Here is a 19,285-nt window from a genome sequence, read left to right as displayed (position 1 = left end):
TACTTGCCAGTACACTTTTTTTCAAGCCTGATAGATCATCGTAAATTCATTTTGAAAATTTTTTAACATTTGGAAAAACAATCACAACAAAATTGACGAAAATCACATTTTGTGTACAAAGCAAAATTCTTAGTGGTCTGCTTTTTTTCCGTTATTTGTAGTCGTATTTTCTTCAAGTTCTAGCGGCTGTTTTGGGGGCCAGAAAAAATCGCTTGGGCGAGTCAGGAAATGGGTCATAACGAGTTTGGCTAAAGGTTTCCATTGTTCGAAGCGAACACGACGTGCACGTAGAGCCACAATAATCGTTAAGGTGAAACTAACAAATAAGTTAGTGAGACCAATACATAGCACGCCTAGAAAGGACACGATAATCAGTCCGATGTCTGGGCTGCCGTTAATAGTCATTAAACCTTGGATAAAGTTAGCCGAAGCAAAGGCAATATGACGGATATCTAAAGGTAAACCTAAAATAAACCCTATGGTACCCATACTTCCTAACATAATCCCGAATAAGAAGTTACCCGCTAACGCTCCTAAGTTACGTTCAATATAATCAGCAAAACGGTTGAGGCGATCTTGCCCAAACCAGTTTGCTAAGCGGCGATGCGCTCTTAGGCGTGGACCGACTTTTCGGTAAACAGCCATGTTGTCAAAGTAGCCAGCAATGAGACCCGACAAAAATAAGCAAACTCCGGCAATTGCTGCATGGGGAACTGCTAAAGAAGTGAATGGATTTAGGCTGTGCAACAAATACGTTGCTTTAGTATGGGTTAATAACGGTTCATCAAGATAAAACTGCCAAGCAAAAGTAATGAGTGCGGCAGTAGGAATCGCAATCGAAATATTGCCTAAAATAGCAATAAATTGAGTTCGGATAATATTAATAATCAGGGCTGCTAACTCTGCAATCTGAGCTGTTTTAGAACCTCTACGCTGCTGTACTGTTGCAGCAAGAGCCGCCGCCGTCATTGCGGGTTGCTTGGTAGCAACAGTAAAGTGCAGAACATGAATCAGAATAAAACCTAGAGAATAATTCATACTAAATGTAAAGGCTTGCATGAGCGGAGCCATTGTCATTCGTGCTGCAAGAATTTTTAAAGATGCCATAAAGGCAATAATGACGCCTGCTCCAGCAGCAGCTTTATACATGCCCCAAAAGCCTTTGGTATCAGTACTTACATAATGTTCACCTGTTCGGCTGGCATTTTCAGTCACTTGAAAGGCAATAAGTTCACTGGTTGTGCTGAGTAAAGAGCGAACACTTTTTTCACTATAGTGCGCCTTGGTTAAATCGGAAATAAGGTGCCCTAACGAAACATACTTTCCATGAGTATTATCTACAACCAGATAAAGTAATAATTCAATACGATCAAGACATTGCTCAAGTAATGACAACAAATAAGTCAAACTTAAACTTACACCAATTCTTTTAGTAGCACGGCGAATCTTTAACACTACATCCCGACATTGTTCCAACATAACAAATGCTTGTGATGCATCGGGAGGAGCAATAACTGCAATCTCATGATCAGAAAGTTCTTGTTTTTTATATTTTTCTATAAATTCAATAATTTCACGATTCTGAACTAGAAACGGGGATTCATATTCCGTTAATTCTGGTTGAGCATTAATAAATTCGGGATAAAGACCAATTCCACTAATTCGATAGGATAAGACAGTGATGGCTTTAATCATTTCATTTTGAATGACTAACTTTTCATCGACATTACTTTGGCTTTGCCCAATAAGACTAAATAAATTTGACCAATCTTCATCAGCAATATTATTGAGCCAGATTTTGTCACTTTCTAAATAGAAAATTCTTCCAATTAATATTTTGAGTTGGCTTGAGTCTTCGATTAGCGGTAAAAAATGTGCTCCGAGTCTTTGTCCAAGCTGGTTCCAGAAACCATCTAAAGACAAAATCCCGCTGTCCGCATATAAGCTGACTTGCTTATAGCGATTAATCAAACGTAATAAGAAAGTTTGTAATAGAAAGGGTGCTGTAGGTGTACGTAAAAGACTTTCAATTAAAGCCTGTATTTTGTTCTTAATTTCATCCGTATCCTCTGGGTCGGATGGGCGAACGACATTGACGAGTTCAATCAGTAGATTTTCATCAATGACAGCTTGAGGATCCTCAAGCTGCTTCTCTATTTTTAAAAAATGTTCTGAAAAATTTACATGCATAGGCAAAATAATATCTATTGTATTCGATGTAACGCAAGCTGAGTTAAGTTAATCAATGCCTGACGATACGGTGTATCGGGTAGGTTTGATAAAGCTTGCAGTGCTGCTTCTGTTTCTTCTTGGGCACGTTGGTGACAATAATCTAAAGCACCAGACTTCTGTACAATTTCTATGACTTGAGATAATTGGTCTACTCCACCAGTGGCGATACTGCGACGAATAATCGCATGCTCTTCACCTGTTGAGTGTGCTAATGCAGAAATTAACGGTAAAGTTGGCTTACCTTCCATTAAATCATCACCAATATTTTTACCTAATGTTTCAGCATCTGAAGTGTAGTCTAAAATATCATCAATAATTTGGAATGCATTACCAAAATGACCTGCAAACAATCTTAATGGTTCACGATACGCCTCTTGTCCAGCCAGAATAGCAGCGCCTTCTGTAGCGAGTTCAAACAGGCGAGATGTTTTACCGTGAATAATTTTTAAATAAGTTTCTTCGGTTGTATCTGGTTGATGCTGTGATTGAAGTTGTAATACTTCACCTTCAGCAATTTCACATGTACCTGTTGAAAAGTCTTTCAATAAAGTCATGTTATTTAAATCGACCAGTAAATCAAACGCACGGGCAATCAGGAAGTCACCGACTAATACAGCGGTCTGATTATTCCATGTCGCATTTGCTGTAGGTCGACCACGTCGAAGGCCAGATTCATCTACCACATCATCATGGACCAATGTCGCGGTATGCAACATTTCAATGATTGCAGCTAAACGTTGTGCGTTTTGCATGTTATCTAAACCACAAGCACGGGCTGCAAGTAAACACATGATTGGGCGCATACGCTTTCCGCCAGCTTCAACAACATGCTTGCTGACAGACATGACTAAACCGACTTTTGAGCTAATTCCTTCATTAATCAAGTGATCCATCGCAGCAAAGTCTGAGGCAACAGGCGCAAGAATGTCTTGCTTGAAATCGATGACCATATGAAGAAAAACCCCGTATTGGTAGATAAGTGGCGTTAGTGTATCAATTAAAGGTGTGTTGCACAGGTAAACAAGTGGCTGATATTAATCATTTCTATTGTCTTTATGCGTTCTTTGTTCTTTATTTAAGCAAAACATGATATTTCCGGCAAAACAATAAATTTAATGACATCAGCATTAATACAACTTGTTCTTGTCGCAATTTGTGTCTGGAACTGTATTTTAATTTTCATTCAGAATCAATGAAAACTGCTAAATTCCAATCTAAGCTGTCTGTTGATTTTGTAAAAAGAGGGGAATAGGAGTCACTGATAAATAGAAAATACTTGTCGTTTGATCAAATTTCACTTAAAATCTGTCGCCTTATATAACCCCAGTGGCGAGCGTTTTAAGATCGATATATCCCTTATCGGCACGTCGACACGGGCTCATTGGAGTACATTATGTACGCAGTAATCCAAAGCGGTGGTAAACAGCACCGTGTAGTTGAGGGTGAAACCCTTAAAGTTGAATTATTGAAAGCTGAATCTGGCGCGACTATTACATTTGATGATGTATTGATGGTTGTAAACGGTGACAGCATTCAAATCGGTGCTCCAGTTGTAGCTGGCGCTAAAGTAACTGCAGAAGTGGTTGGCCATGGTCGTCACGACAAAATCCGCATTATCAAAATGCGTCGTCGTAAACACTACCGTAAACAACAAGGTCACCGTCAATGGTTCACTGAGTTGAAAATTACTGGTATTTCAGGCTAATCACGAGGAGTAAGAGACATGGCAACTAAAAAAGCCGGTGGATCGACGAAGAACGGTCGTGATTCAAACCCAAAAATGTTAGGTGTTAAAGTTTACGGCGGTCAAGCTGTAACTGCTGGTAACATCATCGTTCGTCAACGTGGTACTGAGTTCCACGCTGGTGCAAATGTTGGTATGGGCCGTGACCATACTTTATTTGCTACTGCTGACGGCGTAGTAAAATTCGAAGTGAAAGGTCAATTTGGCCGTCGCTACGTAAAAGTTGAAACTGTATAAGTTTTAGCTTCAAAAAAAAGCCCACATTTTGTGGGCTTTTTTTATGGAATTTAATCTTGTGTATCTTCATCATGATGAATGAAATTCTACAAACAACATGAATAACATAACAAAATATCTTATTTTCTCAATGATTAGCACAGAGTTTGTCGGTTAATATGAGTCTTGAATTAAGAGCTTGCTAAGTTTCATAACTTTGGAAGATGGCAAGTTGTCTTACAGCAACTAAAAAGGTGATGACATGAATATGCTTCGTAAAACTATGTGTGCTATTACACTCAGCGCGTCTGTGCTTGCTCCTGTAATGAGTACTACAGTGTTTGCTGCGCCTGTAGCAGCACCGGAGCAACAGGCAATTGGGAACCTGGTTAATCAGTTATCAGGATTACAGCGTTTGACTGCCGACTTTGAACAAACAACTAAAGCCAATACAAAAACTGTGGCACAGAAAAAGAGTTTAAGTGCACAGCATATGAACCAGACATTTAAAGGCTCAATGAAAGTTGAGCGTCCGGGGAAATTTTATTGGGAAACAGTAAGTCCTGCTAAACAAACTATTGTAACGAGCGGAAAAACAGTTTGGATCTATGATCCAGATTTACAACAAGCGGTTCGCCAAAGCTTAGATGATCAGGTTGCAGATACACCAGCATTATTACTCTCTGGTAATACCAACCAAATCATGAAGTCTTATCGTGTAACACAACCCGATAAATCTAAACTTTATTTCACATTATTCCCGAAAAAAGAAGATGGGGCATTCCAAAGCTTAACGATTAGCTTTGGAGCAAATAAAGCGCCTACACTTATGGTATTACAAGACTCATTAGGTCAAACCACCTATGTACGCTTTAAGAACGTTAAAGTAAATGCTTCAATTCCAGCATCAGTCTTTAACTTTACGCCACCAAAAGGTACAGATGTTATTGACCAATAATTAAAGCCTCTTCAAAAAAGCTACCGTAAAAGGTAGCTTTTTTTATATAAGAGAGACAGATACATTTTTTAACCCCGTCTTATTCTTACGCTTTGTATAGTGTTAGAGGTAAATTCATGGGGATTATTATGCGACTTTACGATAAGAAAATTATTTGTATTCTTCCATTAATGGCTGCAATGGCAATGGTGACTGGTTGTCAACCAAAGTCGGCCGCCAAAGAAGAGCAGGCTGCTTCGACTGCAAAAGTTAAAGAAACGAAAGAGGCTGGTGTTCCTGTAATTCAAGCAAAAGTAATCCCAGTAAAATTGCCAAAATCAAAAGTTTGCTTAGAAGATGGTTGTACTGAGTATGATTTTCAAACAGTACAGACCAATCAAAAATGGATTAATGATTACTTCACCAATCGTATAAAGAAAGCAGATCCGAATGCTTTTGCAAATTTAGCTGATCAACCAGTTGAAGTACCTGAAGGTGAACCAAGTTCAAGTCAAAGTGCAATCTATGTTCGTTATTTAGGGCAAAACTATAATCTTGCCACCTTTGCATTACAGACTTATTCGTACTCAGCTGGTGCTGCACACGGCATGTCTCATCAAGAATTTGTAAATTTTGACTTATTAAATAAAAAGCACATTACTGTTACTGAACTTATTCAACCAGATGTTGAAAAACAGTTGGTTGATGCCCTCTATGATGCAAATACAAATTGGCTTCAAGAGCACAATATCAATCGTGAAAAACTGCAATTAAGTGATAATTTCTACTATGGCGCAAATGGGATTGTTTTTGTCTATCCAATTTATGAGTTGGCTTCTTATGCCGAAGGAATGTCTGAATTAACGCTACCATATTTTGAAGCGAGTAAATTCATTAAACCTGAGTATTTACCGAGCGTGCCAAACTATAAGTTCTAAAATAGGTGATCTATTCTAACAATTGTGTGAAAGCTATTCGTTATGAATATGATCACTATATTTTTTAGTGTGAAGGCCTTACACTATAGCCAGTTTTTTACCCATATTATGATTGATTATGATCGACCCTAAGTTACTCAGAAATAATATTGAAGCTGTTAATGCGGCTTTGGCAAAACGTGGTGTTCAATTAGATGTTCAAGAATGGGCTTCTTTAGAAACTCGCCGTAAAGACTTGCAATCAAAAACTGAAAAATTGCAGGCAGAACGTAATGCCGGTGCAAAACAAGTGGGTCAGATTAAAAAATCCGGTGGTGATGCTTCTGAAATCATGGCGCGTATGCAGGCGATTGGTGATGAAATCAAAGCTGCTGAAGTAGCTTTGTCAGAGCTCCAAAACGAGATTGAACAAAAAGCGCTTAGCATCCCTAACTTACCAGATGAATCTGTTCCTGCTGGTAAAGATGAAGATGATAACGTTGAAATTTCAAAATGGGGTACGCCTCGTCAGTTTGATTTTGAAATCAAAGATCATACTGACTTAGGGGAGTGGATGGGCGGTTTAGAGTTTGAAACTGCGACTAAATTGACTGGTTCACGTTTTAGTGTGTTGAAAGGTTCTTTAGCGCGCCTACAACGTGCTTTAACGCAGTTCATGCTTGATACCCATACTTTAAAGAATGGCTATACAGAAGCTTATGTGCCTTATTTGGTAAATGCTGATTCACTTCGTGGTACTGGTCAATTACCAAAATTTGAAGAAGATTTGTTCAAACTTCAAGGCGAAAAAGAATATTACCTCATCCCTACAGCAGAAGTTCCTGTTACTAACTTCGTTCGTGATGAGATTATTGATACCGAACGCTTGCCATTAAAATATGCAGCGCATACACCGTGTTTCCGTAGTGAAGCTGGTTCTTATGGTCGCGATACACGTGGTTTAATTCGTCAGCATCAGTTTGATAAAGTTGAGATGGTGCAAATCGTTAAACCTGAAACTTCTATGCAGGCACTTGAAGAACTTACTGCACATGCCGAGGGCATTTTGCAGGCACTTGGCTTGCCATATCGCAAAATTTTGCTCTGTGGCGGTGATATGGGCTTCGGTGCGACTAAAACTTACGACTTAGAAGTTTGGGTTCCAAGCCAAAATACTTATCGTGAAATCTCAAGCTGCTCTAATATGGGTGATTTTCAGGCACGCCGTATGAAAGCGCGCTACAGAATGGATCAAAAGAAGACCGAATTGGTGCATACACTAAATGGTTCAGGTCTTGCAGTTGGACGTACTTTGCTTGCTGTAATGGAAAATTACCAACGTGAAGATGGTTCTATCGAGATTCCAGAAGTATTACGCCCATATATGGGTGGTTTAACATTTATTGACTAAGCTTTGCATCTAAATTGTGCACGGTTTTTGCTTAATCCAAATCAGATGATTAATGTAGAGGTTTAAGGTGGATATTTTTCCAATCTCTTTAAAGTTGCAACAGCAACGTTGTCTGATTGTGGGTGGTGGGCATATCGCTTTGCGCAAAGCAAATCTTTTAGCCAAAGCTGGAGCAGTAATTGATATTATTGCTCCGGCAATTGAAGATCAGCTTTTATCGTTGATTCAGGCAACTGGAGGGCAGTACTTTGCTGAGACCTTTGCCGAAGTTTTTTTAAATACTCCTTACAGATTAGTTATTGCTGCCACTAATGATGCGCAAGTAAACAAAGCTGTTTTTGAACAATGTGAAGCGCGTAATTTACTGGTAAATAGTGTCGATGATATTCCGCACTGCCGTTTTATGGTTCCAGCGATTATTGATCGTTCTCCATTGATCATTTCTGTTGCCTCAAATGGCGCATCGCCAGTTTTATCTAGACAACTTCGTACTCAAATCGAAACGATTGTTCCACATGGCATGGGTAAATTGGCTGAGTTTTCTGGTCAATGGCGTAAGCAAGTAAAAGAAAAGATTACTAACCCCGATGAGCGTCGAATCTTTTGGGAAAACCTCTATGCTAGTCCATTAAAAGAACAAGTTTTTAATGACAATTTAGACGTTGCAAATGATTTGATCCAGCAAGCCTTAACCGAGTGGACTGCACCTAAAGGTGAGGTTTATTTAGTCGGGGCTGGACCAGGTGATCCTGAGCTACTGACACTAAAAGCATTACGTCTTATGCAACAAGCAGATGTGGTGATTTATGATCGTTTGGTGTCTGCACCAATTTTAGAACTTTGCCGTCGTGATGCGACCAAAATTTATGTGGGTAAAGCCCGTTCAAATCACTCTGTTCCCCAAGATGGTATCAATGCTTTATTGGTTGAATATGCTCAAAAAGGAAAGCGTGTTTGTCGTCTAAAGGGTGGTGATCCATTTATCTTTGGGCGTGGTGGTGAAGAGATTCAAGAGCTGGTTGAGGCGAATGTCACTTTCCAAGTTGTACCGGGCATAACAGCAGCATCAGGTTGTTCAGCTTATGCAGGGATTCCATTAACTCATCGTGATTATGCGCAAAGTGTACGTTTCTTGACTGGACATTTAAAGGAAGGTTCACCTGAACTCCCTTGGAATGAACTGGTTTATGAAAATCAAACTTTAGTTCTTTATATGGGGTTAGTTGGATTAGAACGTATTTGTGAGCAACTTATTGCTCATGGTCAACGTGCTGATATGCCAGTAGCCTTAATTTCTAAAGGAACTACACCAGAGCAGAAAGTTATCGTTGGAACATTAGCTGATATTGCAACTAAAGTGTCTGAACATCATATCGTGGCGCCGACTTTAACCATTATTGGTGAAGTGGTGAGTTTACGTGAACAGTTAAAATGGCAATAAGTTCATCTGAATTTATTGCTGGTTATTAAAGTCGAGAAAATTTGTGATTCATGTTGTTCTATACGAGCCTGAAATTCCTGCCAATACAGGCAATATCATTCGTTTATGTGCTAATACGGGCGCACAGTTACATTTAGTCAAACCTTTGGGTTTTGAGTTAGATGATAAAAAGCTCAAGCGAGCAGGCCTTGATTATCATGAATGGGCACGTATGCAGATTTGGGACAACATTGAACTGTGCCTTGCAGACTTAAAAGCGAAAGGTGTTGAGCATGTTTTTCCACTCACCACTAAAGGCTCAGCGACTCCACATACAGTCGATTTGAATCGGCCTGTGGCTTTACTAATGGGGCCAGAAACACGTGGTTTGCCTGAGCATGTCCGCTTAATGTTTCCACAAGAACAGTGGATCCGTTTGCCAATGGCTGAAAACTCAAGAAGTTTAAATTTATCTAATGCAACCGCAGTGATTGTTTATGAAGCATGGCGTCAGCAGGGGTTTAAAAACTTAGGATAAGTTATCTAATTTTAAGTAAGAATAAGGCCACAGTTGTGGCCTTATTTGTTTTTAGATGTCTTATTTAGGGAAAATAACACCACTTGCTAAATCATAATTTGTTGGTGAGTTGGTATAGACCGATCCAAGTCGAACTGCAAAGAACCAACCTAATTTACCTTGGTCTTGAATTCGATTTTCAACGAGATATGGTTCATCTGTTTCGGATGCAGCATCTTCAATAAATACTTTATATTCAATAGGTCCCGTATTTTCACTATCACGCTCAAATAGATAACCATCAATATTAAAGAAGCCTAGATTATTGTTTGCATCAACCAGTCTATAACCTTCAGCTGCCTGCTCTTTAAGAAGTTTTTCAAGTTTTATTGCATCTTCCTTGTTAAACGGAATATGTCGCGGAACTTCAAAATAACGATACGCATAGGTTCCGTTATGTGTACTGCTATTTACACAAGTGGGTACATAGAAGGTTCCATTCGTTGTGCCATTATTGGTGAACGAGGTGTTTGCGTAAATGAGTTTACAACCTTGTGCACCAAGTTCGTTGAAGGCATTTAAAATTGTTGTGCGAGAGGTATTGGTTAAGAATCGATTAGAGTAAGTATAAGTTGCTGGTTTCTTATCATTTTTCACAAATAAATATTTATCTGTATTCGAAGTTACTTCTCCAAATGAGAGTTTATATATATAGCCTAAGCTACCTTGTTTATTTAGCTCATTCACCCATAGTAAATAACGGTTTGCTACCGAGTTCGTTTTAACATCAACTGTCTTATAGGTGTATGTATCAGCGGACTTATTGTTTTTAACATATAAGTTTTTATATAGGGCAAAACTGCCGTCAGGATTATCTAAACTTACAGATGGTGTGAGAAGGGCATAGCCTTGACGTCCTTGGTCATTAAGTTGGGTTAATAGATCTGCCCAAGATTCCTTATTATCTCCTAGTCTATAACTTGCTGTTGCCAATACTTGTGTCGGCTTTTGCATGCTTGCTGGTGGTGTTGTTTTTGTGAAGCACGTATTTGTGAGATCAAAGTTTGCTTGCTGCAAATAATTATGTATCGCATTAGGTTGATCCGTAGGGACTAAGCAGAATTGGTTTGCATTTTTAAACCCTAGAATAGCTGGCTGTTTTTGCTCCAATTCTCCAGCTACTACAAGCTGCCAATCTACTTTATTATAGCTTGAGGTTTGTATAGTCTGTGGTGCTCCAATATTTGAAACCAGACTAAAATCTTCAGCTTGGCGGTAACTTGCAACAATGTTACCTGTACAGTTCGATTCATTCTCATAACGTACTGTTTCACTGGTAAATCGAACGCTGTTATCAGAAACCTTAATGACGTTCATTTTTAGAGCAGAGCCGTTAATACAAGCTCCTTTACCTGCTAACCAACTTCCAATAAAGCGATCCGCTACACTTGTTGGTGTTGGTGTTGGTGTTGGTGTTGGTGTTGGTGTTGGTGTTGGTGTTGGTGTTGGTGTTGGTGTTGGTGTTGGTGTTGGTGTTGGTGTCGGTGTCGGTGTCGGTGTCGGTGTCGAATCATTATCGTCAGACCCACACCCACTTAAAGCTATAAAAATCAAAGCAATGCTGCTTCCTTTTACTATATTATTCATCATATGAACCCTTTTTTTATTAAAAATGTGAAAATTTAACATTTTTAAAATAGATCAATTATAATGCAGTTGTAAAGATCAAATTTGAAAAAAGGTTCAACATGGCAGCTTATAATCAAATTGAAATATTCGAACAAAGCCAAAAATGGTTTGACCAGTTGCCATTAGAATGGAAAAACTGGCTTGAAGAAAATTTAGAAAAAGGGTGTGGAATTGAACAATTAGTCGATGTTTTAAAAGCAAATGGATTTGAGCCACGGTTTGAAATGAATGATTTAAAATTTCAGACTTTATTGAATCATGATCAAGAGTGGATAATTGAACAAGTTTTAAATGAGGTCACGTCTGAGCAAATAGTAAAAATATTAATAGAGCAGGGGCATGATGGTTTAAAAGTAAAAGAATATCTAAATAATTTAGAAAATAATCAGCTATATAAAATTTTGAAGAAAAAGCATCATCAACTTAAAAAACGTGAATGGCTAATAGAAACTGTAGATCAATTGGCACAGCTAAATTCTGGCTATAGTGAAGAAATTCCTTCAATTACTGCTCCACGGTTCTCTGTTTTTATAAAGGATTACTATAGTCAACATCGCCCTGTGATTTTAAAAGAAGGAATAGAACATTGGCCAGCTTTGCACAAATGGTCTCCGCAATATTTTGCTTCTAAATTTGGTCATCATTCAGTTGAAATTCAGATGAATAGAAATTTAGATGAACAGTTTGAAAGACATTCTCCATCACTAAAACACAAAATGAAGATGTCAGAGCTTGTATCAAAAGTTATGTCAGTTGATGCCAGTAATGATTTTTATATGACTGCAAATAATGCGACTAACAGCCATCAGATGCTTCAAGAGCTATTTTTAGATATTGGTAATTTTGCAGAAGGTTATTGCGACTTGGCTTTAAAAGATGAGCGTAGTTTTTTATGGTTTGGACCTAAAGGAACATTTACGCCATTACACCATGATTTAACGAATAATATGTTAGTCCAAATTTATGGAAGAAAAAAAGTAACTTTAATTCCTGCCTTACAAGTTCCTCATCTGTATAACGATCATTGGGTGTTTAGTGAATTAAATAATGCAAATAAAATTGATTTTGAAAAATATCCTTTGGCAAGATCAATCACTCCAGTGGAATGTATTTTGAATGCTGGGGAAGCTTTGTTTATCCCAATTGGTTGGTGGCATAGTGTAGAAAGTTTAGACGTCTCAATCAGTATTTCTTTTACCCATTTTAATGCGCCAAATCATTATGTTGATCGGTTTCCAAAAGAGGTCTAAGAATGAAAATTGCATCTTAAACCGTTCAGTGTGACAATTGCTCGGCCCATACTGTTTTTCAAATATGAAGGAAAATTGTTACCCTATGACCACACTCCAAACGAACAATGCAGAACTTAATCAAAAGCAGGTATTAATGTTAATGGAATACCTGACGCAATGGTTAATTCGTTCAGGAGTGGGATATAACGACTTTGTGACTGCTTTAAAACCTATTTTCTATCAACAGGCTTTAACTGAGCTAGAGCGTATAGAACAAAAGCCAACTGATTCAGCGGTCAGTTTACTTTCAGGGTTACATCGCAAAGACGTGAATGCATTTAAAAAGGCAATGCAGGCTGGGCAACCTTTAACAGAAGCAAAAGTAGCAGAGCCAGTAAGTGTTCCTGCTCGGGTGATTGGCTTGTGGCTTGCAGAGGGATTAGCAGAAAAAATTCCTTTTATTAGTGAAAATCAGATTAGCTTTGAAAGTTTGGTAAAGAAAATTTCAACTGAAAAACATCCAAGATCTATTTTGAACGAACTTGAGCGTTTGAACATTGTGAAAGAAGAAGATGGCCTTGTGATGTTGCAGCAGCGTAGTTTTATGCCTGATGTTGAGCAATTCGAGGTTCGAAAATTATTAACGAATAACTTAGAGGCACATTTAGCTGCCGGAGTTCATAATTTATTTCAGCCAGAAAAAGAGCCCTATTTAGAACAAGCAATTTTTGCTGATGAATTAACAGATGAATCGATCACTTTACTCAAAGACGCAAGTTTACGCTTGTGGGAAGATCTATCACTACAAATACTTAAGTTAGCCATTGAACGTTGTGCACTCGATGAAGGAAAAGAGGGTGCAACCAAAACTTTCCGTTTCGGAGCTTATCAATATGATGAAAATAACTTATAAAAAATTAATAATATCCATGAGTTTCATTTTGATGGGTGGTCTTTTGACTGCTTGTGGAGAGGATTTATTCGCAGGTGGTGCCAGTTTAGGTGGATCGGGAAATCCGACTAAACCTGGTAAACCAGGTGATTATGAGACACCTGCCGATGGTGAGAAAGGTGACTCAAAAGATAATGAAATTTGGTTATCCGCACCTGTTGAAGATGACTGTAATAGCTTGCATCGTAAACTGCAGTTCCTAAATAATGTAACGCGTGAACCCATCGAAAAAGAAACAGTTTTTAAATATGCACAGCAGTTGACTTTAAATGGCACAATTGCTTTGCAGATTACTCAAACTAATAAGGGATTAGAGAAAATACAAGAACAACAACCTGCGTGTTATGTACCTTTAGAACTCTATTTATTTGGAAATACTAAACGTTCTTACCCAGAAAATGAGTGTAAAGAGACCCAAACTTACGAATATCAGCCTAGTGAAACCAAAACTTTTATTGTCAATTATCCTGCATTTGAAGTCATGAATGGTACTTGGAAATATGGTCTAGAAAGCACCTATTTGAAAAATGAGCAGGAGTTAAAACAATGCGAACCTTTAACTATTCAATTTAGAATAAGTGCGCCACCTGAGCCGATTAAAATTAATTAAGATGAGCCACTCATGAGCTATAAAATTTTAAGGGAAGTATGAGTTAAGCCTGTTCTAATGCTTTTTCATCATAAGTTATTTGAGCTGCTAAAACTTGCTCAATATTGGTTTCGGCCCATTCCTTTAATTGGAACGCCATTGAAGCTACATTTTGCCCTAAAGAAGTAAGTGAGTAATCAACACGAATTGGGGATGTATTCTGAATTTTACGCTCGATAAAACCGTCTCTCTCCAGCATTTTTAACTTTTGTGATAAGACTTTAGGGGAGATACCTTGAATATTCTTTTTGAGCAAATTGAAGTGCTGAGTTTCTTCCTCAAGAATATTTAAAATCAATAAAACCCATTTATCTGCAATTTTTTCAAAAAATAAACGAGCAGGGCAATGTTGTTGAAAAATATTATATTTTAGACATTCATTCATACCATTTACCTATAATTTCTTGAAAAAATTACCCTAGTTACCAACTAGTAACTAATTGACACCTAGTTTCTAAAATATATCATAAAGTGGAATTTAATAAAACAAAGGTTTGCTCCCATGTCTAACTCTAATATCGCGGTTGTATATTTCTCTGGTTATGGCCATACAAAAGTTGTTGCTGAAACGTTTGCAAACGAAATTACTGCCCAGCTCATCCAAATTGATCAAGAGGGAAATATTACTGATCAAGATTGGCAGACATTAAATGATGCGAAGGGGATTGTTTTTGGTGCGCCTACTTATATGGGTACAGCGCCATGGCAGTTTAAAAAGTTTGCTGATGCAACTTCAAAAGTGTGGTTTACACGTGGTTGGCAAGATAAAGTATTTGCAGGTTTTACAAACAGCGCGAGCTTAAATGGTGATAAGCAAGTAACTCTTATTCAACTGCAAACTTTAGCATCACAGCATGGTGGCATTTGGGTGAGTCTTGGTTTATTGCCAGCAAATACGAAAGATGCAACACGTGAAGATGTAAACAACTTAGGTGGTTCGGTAGGACTTTTAGTTCAATCGCCTTCGGATGCAAGTGTGGAAGAGGTTCCGACAGGTGATCTTGAAACAGCAAAACTTTATGCTCAACGTGTACAAAGCATTGTAAATAAAATTTTTGGTTAATTTGACCATAAAAAAGGCGCTTTAAGCGCCTTTTTTATTACTCATGCTCGTTATGTTGCGGAGCATTATATTTAAAGCCTTTGGTTTTGTAGGCCAAATAACCTACACCAATAACGGCCCAAGCTAAGCCAATTTGTAAGGCAAGCTTATCTATCTCTAACCACATCATAAACACACTGGCAAAACCAAGCGTTGGTATAGCAATATAATTAATGATGTCTTTAAGCGTTTTATTCTTTCCATCTCTTAATGCATAGCGAGAAACTACAGAGAAGTTAACAAAACTAAAAGCAGTTAAAGCACCAAAACTAATCAAGTTAACAATATGTTCAAGATCTAAAAAGCCAGCAGATAAAGCAACCACACCAACAATAAGAATGTTGTAAGTTGGGGTATGCAATTTTGGACTGATATGACCAAATAGTTTCTTGTTGATGACCCCATCGCGTCCCATCACATACATTAAGCGTGATACACCCGCATGTGCAGAAATACCTGATGCCATCACAGCGACTACAGCAAAATATAAAACCAAAGTTTTAAACATCAAACTACCAATCGCAGCGACCATCACAGGTTGTGATTCATCTAACGGATTGAAGTAAGTATTTGGATTACTTGGGAAATATAATTGGATGAAGTAAGTACTTACAATGAAAATAATACCTGCAAGTAATGCTGTAGAAAAAATAGCTTTTGGTAGCGTTTTTTCTGCATCTTTTGTTTCTTCAGCAAGAGACGATAAAGCATCAAATCCGGTAAAAGAGAAGCAGAGTACAGTCGCGCCAGCAATTAAAGAACTGACAGATGTCATATCGTTCCAAAAAGGAGTTAATGACCACAATGCCGCTTTATCTGGATTTAAAGTTCCATCTGCATATACACCTTGAGTAAGTAAGGTATATACTTGATAAACAAAATAAAAAATTACGCCAAGCTGAATAACAACAATCGTACTGTTAAAACGTGCAACGAACCGTGCACCAAATAAATTAATAACAGTCATAAGCGTTGTTAAACCAATCACCCATAACCAGTTATTTACTTCTGGAAAAAGAGCTCTTAGATAAATATCTGCCAAGATAATATTAACAAGCGGTGACAGTAGATAGTCTAACCAAGAAGACCAACCCACCATAAAGCCAACATTAGGGTGAATTGATTTTTGAGCATACGTATAGGCCGACCCAGAAGAAGGGTAGCGCTTAATCATATGTCCATAACTGATCGATGTTAATAAGATTGCGACTAATGCAAAAATGTAGGAAGTTGGTACATGACCACCACTTCGTTCTGACACTAAACCAAAAGTATCAAATAACGTTAATGGCTGAATGTAAGCTAAACCAATAATAACAATATGCCAAAGTACAAGATTCTTTTGAAGCTTGCCTGTTGGTTTAGTCCCAGATAAATTTGTCAACGGCGTTATCCTCATAATCGTTGATCAAGGATCAGCTTGGTGTTAAGGATCGTTTGAGACGAACGATCCCCCCTACAGAAAAAGATAAAGTGCGCCAATCTATCCTAAATTGATATAAATTGTCAGTACTTTCATCTATTTTTTAGCAATTTTTTTGCCATATGTTTCAAATAAAATAATCAATAAAAATGGTTAATGATAAAAAAGGTCTGATTCAATATATAAATCAGACCTTTATGGAATTTCTTGGAGTTTAACTTATCGAATTACCAAGCTTTTTCTAAGATATCTCGAATATCTTTTAAGCTTGCTTCTTTCGGGTTGTAAATAATTGAGCCATCATTTAGTGCTTTTTCTGCAACTTCATCAAGCTGTGCTTCAGTTACTTTACCTGTTTCACGTAGAGTGCGTGGTAACTTTGTTAAAGTAAATAGGCGATCACGCATTGCTAAGATAGTCGTAATTGCTCTATCTGCACGTTGGGTTGCAGGAGTTTGTGCATAAATATCTGCACCAGCAAGCGGTAATAGTAACTCACCAATTTTCTGACCATTTACTTGTTTATTATATTCAAGTACATAAGGTAAGAATAAATTCATGCATAGACCGTGGGGTAGGTGAGCAACAGCACCTAAAGCATGTCCTAAAGAGTGAACTAGGCCGACCATTGAATTAGAAAATGCAATACCCGCCATTGTGGAAGCTTGAGCTAACTCTAAGCGGCCTTGTGAGTCATTTGGGTTTTCTAAGACATTAAAGAGATTTTCACTAATCTTTTTAATTCCGGCACTTGCATAAGCATCGCTCAATGGATTGGCAGCCATACATGTATAGGCTTCTACACAATGCGTTAATGCATCCATACCAGTCATTGCAGTTAAATGAGGCGGTAATGTAAGTGTCATGCGTGGATCTAAAATCGCTGCATGCGGCATTAAATAATAAGAAGCAAATGCTAACTTAACATTCTTTTGAGTATCTGAAACCACGGCAACCATTGTTACTTCAGAACCAGTGCCTGAAGTTGTTGGGATCACAAAAAATGGTTTTAATGGCTTCGGTAAGTTATGAGCACCTGCATATTGCAATAAGTCATTTCCACCTTCAGAAACTAAAATATTAGTTGCTTTAGAAGTGTCTATGACTGAACCACCACCTACAGCAATGATCGCATCACATTTGTTTGCACGATAAGCTTCTGCTGCAAGGCGAACAACCTCTAAACTCGAGTCGGGTGGAACATCATCAAAAACATGACCAATGACAGCATCAGTTGTACTAAATGCAGCTTCAATCGGATTTAATAAGCCATTTGCGCGTACACCCTTATCTGTAATGATAAGAGGGCGTTTTGCACCCAAAGTTGCAAGCTCAAACGGAATATGTTCTAACGCAGCATTACCAGCAATGACTTTTACAGGACAAAAGAATTCGTAATATGGTTTGGCCATGTTATGCGCTCCGCTTGAAATAGGACTTGGCTACTTTTAGGTAAATATTTGCAGCCTCGTTGAATTTTTCTTTTAGGCTAAGTTCGGTTGGGTATTCTTTGACTGCTAGTGAAGCAACCAATTTAGGTAAAATAAGAGCTTCCATTTTATTTAGGCAGCGTACTAAGCGGATAGCAGCAGATACATCACCATCGGCAATCATTCGGTCATTGGCAAATGCTTGAGCAGTACTTTCTTGAAAAGAAAATACCAAAAAGGCATGAGTGACGTGTTTGAATGTAATCGTTAAGTCTGGTTTTCTTTCAGCTCTTTGAAGTAGTTCTAACTGTTTGTCTTCTGTCACTCGAGCAAAAAATGCTGGTCCATTCGGGAAAACATTCATTGAAAGTACAAAGTGAACAGGAAATTTAGATACTTCCTCTTGTATTTCAGTGTCCACTTGACTTGCCATGACCAAGCCACGACCAATAACATCCATCATGAGCTTAACGTAGGCAAGTTGCAGAGTCGGCTTTACCGCTTTTGTCGAAATCACTCGCGTATCCCTTGTTAAAATTATGCGAAAGCAAATTTAGAGTAATTACTCTAATCCATTTTTATTTCATCGCAAAGCGATTTATTCATATTTGACTTTAGGGTCATTAAAGTACCCAGTACTATTAATATACTCAATAAAGTCCTGACAAAGTTGACCAAATGATGGATAAGGAGTCACTAAATCTTGTATACGTACCATTTCTAAGCCTGCATAACCGCAAGGATTGATGGTCTGGAATCCATCTAAGGCACAGTCCAAGTTTAATGCTAATCCATGATAACTACGACCACGACGAATTTTAAAACCTAAAGAACCAATCTTACGGCCATCTACATATACCCCAGGGGCATCGGGTTTGGCATAAGCTTCAATTCCATATTTTTTTAAAACATCTATCATAAATTGTTCAGCAAAACTGACCAAAGTACGTACGTTCCATTTTAGTCGATTAAGATCAAACATGAAGTAAGCAACGAGTTGACCAGGGCCATGCCAAGTTACTTGCCCGCCACGATCAGTTTGTACGACTGGAATATTTGATGAAATTAGGATGTGTTCTGGTTTACCAGCTTGACCTTGTGTTAAGACATTATAATGTTGAAGTAACCATAACTCATCAGGCGTATCTTGATCACGCTCGTTTGTTAAGAGTTTCATGGTTTCGAACTTGCTTTGATAATCTTGTAAATCGTTCCATTGGCGAATGATCAAGTTGGGTTTATCAAGGCTCATCACAATATCTTCCTATAAGTTGGTTTCTGCGGCACCCAGTTAATACCTGCAAGATAGAAGCCGAAAACCCTGTAATTTTAAAGGATTTTATAATAGGGTTTCTAAATATTTGTATTGTTTTTCACTGTTTGATAACTTAAAAATTTCTCAAAAAAATACCAC

At 38.0% G+C, this 19,285-nt stretch carries 19 protein-coding genes; 11 read left to right on the top strand and 8 right to left on the bottom strand.

Translation table 11 applies throughout. The features are described from left to right. Nucleotides 1-129: 129 nt before the first annotated feature. Nucleotides 130-2,190, bottom strand: coding sequence for a site-specific recombinase (locus ACS604_RS12785; RefSeq protein WP_151964407.1), 2,061 nt, complete (start codon nucleotides 2,188-2,190; stop codon nucleotides 130-132). Between the two features lie 14 nt (nucleotides 2,191-2,204). Beyond that, the gene (gene sdsA, locus ACS604_RS12780) at nucleotides 2,205-3,182 is read right to left on the bottom strand and encodes an All-trans-nonaprenyl-diphosphate synthase (protein ID WP_005310003.1); all 978 of its coding nucleotides are present in this window, start codon (nucleotides 3,180-3,182) and stop codon (nucleotides 2,205-2,207) included. Between the two features lie 443 nt (nucleotides 3,183-3,625). On the opposite strand from sdsA, the gene rplU reads away from it, so the two are divergent. From rplU to ACS604_RS12745, 7 genes are all read left to right on the top strand, one after another. Next, nucleotides 3,626-3,937 (top strand): 50S ribosomal protein L21, encoded by a 312-nt coding sequence (gene rplU / locus ACS604_RS12775; RefSeq protein ID WP_004639133.1) that lies wholly within the window; start codon nucleotides 3,626-3,628, stop codon nucleotides 3,935-3,937. Nucleotides 3,938-3,955: 18 nt separating this feature from the next. Continuing rightward, entirely contained in the window at nucleotides 3,956-4,213 is a 258-nt protein-coding gene (gene rpmA, locus ACS604_RS12770) for a 50S ribosomal protein L27 (RefSeq protein WP_002116037.1), read from the top strand. 241 nt (nucleotides 4,214-4,454) lie between these two features. Continuing rightward, nucleotides 4,455-5,150, top strand: a complete 696-nt coding sequence (gene lolA, locus ACS604_RS12765) for an outer membrane lipoprotein periplasmic chaperone LolA (RefSeq protein ID WP_004789378.1) — start codon at nucleotides 4,455-4,457, stop codon at nucleotides 5,148-5,150. Between the two features lie 116 nt (nucleotides 5,151-5,266). Beyond that, entirely contained in the window at nucleotides 5,267-6,067 is an 801-nt protein-coding gene (locus ACS604_RS12760; protein WP_174728329.1) for an RsiV family protein, read from the top strand. Nucleotides 6,068-6,185: 118 nt separating this feature from the next. Continuing rightward, on the top strand, nucleotides 6,186-7,457 hold the full coding sequence (serS, locus tag ACS604_RS12755; RefSeq protein ID WP_004789381.1) for a serine--tRNA ligase: 1,272 nt from the start codon (nucleotides 6,186-6,188) through the stop codon (nucleotides 7,455-7,457). A 67-nt stretch (nucleotides 7,458-7,524) separates the two neighbouring features. Beyond that, nucleotides 7,525-8,898 carry a siroheme synthase CysG gene (gene cysG, locus ACS604_RS12750; protein WP_474771905.1) on the top strand — a complete coding sequence of 458 codons (1,374 nt, stop codon included), beginning with the start codon at nucleotides 7,525-7,527 and terminating at the stop codon, nucleotides 8,896-8,898. Between the two features lie 43 nt (nucleotides 8,899-8,941). After that, nucleotides 8,942-9,415 carry a tRNA (cytidine(34)-2'-O)-methyltransferase gene (locus ACS604_RS12745; protein WP_002116042.1) on the top strand — a complete coding sequence of 158 codons (474 nt, stop codon included), beginning with the start codon at nucleotides 8,942-8,944 and terminating at the stop codon, nucleotides 9,413-9,415. A gap of 60 nt (nucleotides 9,416-9,475) precedes the next feature. Here ACS604_RS12745 and ACS604_RS12740 read toward each other — a convergent pair whose 3' ends face one another. Beyond that, a complete protein-coding gene (locus tag ACS604_RS12740) occupies nucleotides 9,476-11,041 on the bottom strand; it encodes a PT dipeptide repeat lipoprotein (RefSeq protein WP_474771904.1) in 1,566 nt (521 codons plus the stop codon). Nucleotides 11,042-11,142: 101 nt separating this feature from the next. Between ACS604_RS12740 and ACS604_RS12735 the strand changes: the two genes are divergently transcribed. The 3 genes from ACS604_RS12735 to ACS604_RS12725 all read left to right on the top strand — a co-directional run bounded on the left by ACS604_RS12735 (nucleotide 11,143) and on the right by ACS604_RS12725 (nucleotide 13,877). Next, on the top strand, nucleotides 11,143-12,333 hold the full coding sequence (locus ACS604_RS12735; RefSeq protein ID WP_474771903.1) for a cupin-like domain-containing protein: 1,191 nt from the start codon (nucleotides 11,143-11,145) through the stop codon (nucleotides 12,331-12,333). Between the two features lie 85 nt (nucleotides 12,334-12,418). Continuing rightward, nucleotides 12,419-13,228, top strand: coding sequence for a DUF6502 family protein (locus tag ACS604_RS12730; RefSeq protein ID WP_092708962.1), 810 nt, complete (start codon nucleotides 12,419-12,421; stop codon nucleotides 13,226-13,228). Nucleotides 13,229-13,244: 16 nt separating this feature from the next. Continuing rightward, nucleotides 13,245-13,877: a hypothetical protein gene (locus ACS604_RS12725; RefSeq protein ID WP_474771902.1), complete on the top strand. Its 633-nt coding sequence runs from the start codon at nucleotides 13,245-13,247 to the stop codon at nucleotides 13,875-13,877. 43 nt (nucleotides 13,878-13,920) lie between these two features. Here the strand turns inward: ACS604_RS12725 and ACS604_RS12720 are convergent, their stop codons facing one another. Next, entirely contained in the window at nucleotides 13,921-14,301 is a 381-nt protein-coding gene (locus ACS604_RS12720; protein ID WP_174730765.1) for a winged helix-turn-helix transcriptional regulator, read from the bottom strand. A 117-nt stretch (nucleotides 14,302-14,418) separates the two neighbouring features. Here ACS604_RS12720 and ACS604_RS12715 point away from each other — a divergent pair, with 117 nt between their 5' ends. Continuing rightward, nucleotides 14,419-14,979: a flavodoxin family protein gene (locus ACS604_RS12715; RefSeq protein ID WP_474771901.1), complete on the top strand. Its 561-nt coding sequence runs from the start codon at nucleotides 14,419-14,421 to the stop codon at nucleotides 14,977-14,979. A gap of 37 nt (nucleotides 14,980-15,016) precedes the next feature. On the opposite strand, the gene ACS604_RS12710 is transcribed toward ACS604_RS12715, so the two are convergent. The 4 genes from ACS604_RS12710 to lipB all read right to left on the bottom strand — a co-directional run bounded on the left by ACS604_RS12710 (nucleotide 15,017) and on the right by lipB (nucleotide 19,123). After that, nucleotides 15,017-16,402, bottom strand: a complete 1,386-nt coding sequence (locus ACS604_RS12710) for an APC family permease (RefSeq protein WP_081399425.1) — start codon at nucleotides 16,400-16,402, stop codon at nucleotides 15,017-15,019. A 266-nt stretch (nucleotides 16,403-16,668) separates the two neighbouring features. Continuing rightward, nucleotides 16,669-17,853 carry an iron-containing alcohol dehydrogenase gene (locus ACS604_RS12705; protein ID WP_004789399.1) on the bottom strand — a complete coding sequence of 395 codons (1,185 nt, stop codon included), beginning with the start codon at nucleotides 17,851-17,853 and terminating at the stop codon, nucleotides 16,669-16,671. Between the two features lies 1 nt (nucleotide 17,854). Further along, nucleotides 17,855-18,388, bottom strand: a complete 534-nt coding sequence (locus ACS604_RS12700; RefSeq protein WP_004789401.1) for a hypothetical protein — start codon at nucleotides 18,386-18,388, stop codon at nucleotides 17,855-17,857. 81 nt (nucleotides 18,389-18,469) lie between these two features. Continuing rightward, nucleotides 18,470-19,123: a lipoyl(octanoyl) transferase LipB gene (gene lipB / locus ACS604_RS12695; protein ID WP_174730759.1), complete on the bottom strand. Its 654-nt coding sequence runs from the start codon at nucleotides 19,121-19,123 to the stop codon at nucleotides 18,470-18,472. Nucleotides 19,124-19,285: the final 162 nt, after the last annotated feature.

This window comes from Acinetobacter sp. Li1LvA2, from assembly GCF_056156705.1.
The sequence above is the reverse complement of the archived record's forward strand: the minus strand, read 5'-3'. Positions and strand labels throughout refer to the sequence as shown.

Coding starts and splice junctions, on each gene's coding strand:
- sdsA (WP_005310003.1), bottom strand. CDS start 3,182: ATGGTCATCGATTTCAAGCAAGACATTCTTGCGCCTGTTGCCTCAGAC.
- ACS604_RS12735 (WP_474771903.1), top strand. CDS start 11,143: ATGGCAGCTTATAATCAAATTGAAATATTCGAACAAAGCCAAAAATGG.
- ACS604_RS12715 (WP_474771901.1), top strand. CDS start 14,419: ATGTCTAACTCTAATATCGCGGTTGTATATTTCTCTGGTTATGGCCAT.
- serS (WP_004789381.1), top strand. CDS start 6,186: ATGATCGACCCTAAGTTACTCAGAAATAATATTGAAGCTGTTAATGCG.
- ACS604_RS12785 (WP_151964407.1), bottom strand. CDS start 2,190: ATGCATGTAAATTTTTCAGAACATTTTTTAAAAATAGAGAAGCAGCTT.
- ACS604_RS12740 (WP_474771904.1), bottom strand. CDS start 11,041: ATGAATAATATAGTAAAAGGAAGCAGCATTGCTTTGATTTTTATAGCT.
- ACS604_RS12760 (WP_174728329.1), top strand. CDS start 5,267: ATGGGGATTATTATGCGACTTTACGATAAGAAAATTATTTGTATTCTT.
- ACS604_RS12725 (WP_474771902.1), top strand. CDS start 13,245: ATGAGTTTCATTTTGATGGGTGGTCTTTTGACTGCTTGTGGAGAGGAT.
- rplU (WP_004639133.1), top strand. CDS start 3,626: ATGTACGCAGTAATCCAAAGCGGTGGTAAACAGCACCGTGTAGTTGAG.
- lipB (WP_174730759.1), bottom strand. CDS start 19,123: ATGAGCCTTGATAAACCCAACTTGATCATTCGCCAATGGAACGATTTA.
- ACS604_RS12705 (WP_004789399.1), bottom strand. CDS start 17,853: ATGGCCAAACCATATTACGAATTCTTTTGTCCTGTAAAAGTCATTGCT.
- ACS604_RS12720 (WP_174730765.1), bottom strand. CDS start 14,301: ATGAATGAATGTCTAAAATATAATATTTTTCAACAACATTGCCCTGCT.
- lolA (WP_004789378.1), top strand. CDS start 4,455: ATGAATATGCTTCGTAAAACTATGTGTGCTATTACACTCAGCGCGTCT.
- rpmA (WP_002116037.1), top strand. CDS start 3,956: ATGGCAACTAAAAAAGCCGGTGGATCGACGAAGAACGGTCGTGATTCA.
- ACS604_RS12730 (WP_092708962.1), top strand. CDS start 12,419: ATGACCACACTCCAAACGAACAATGCAGAACTTAATCAAAAGCAGGTA.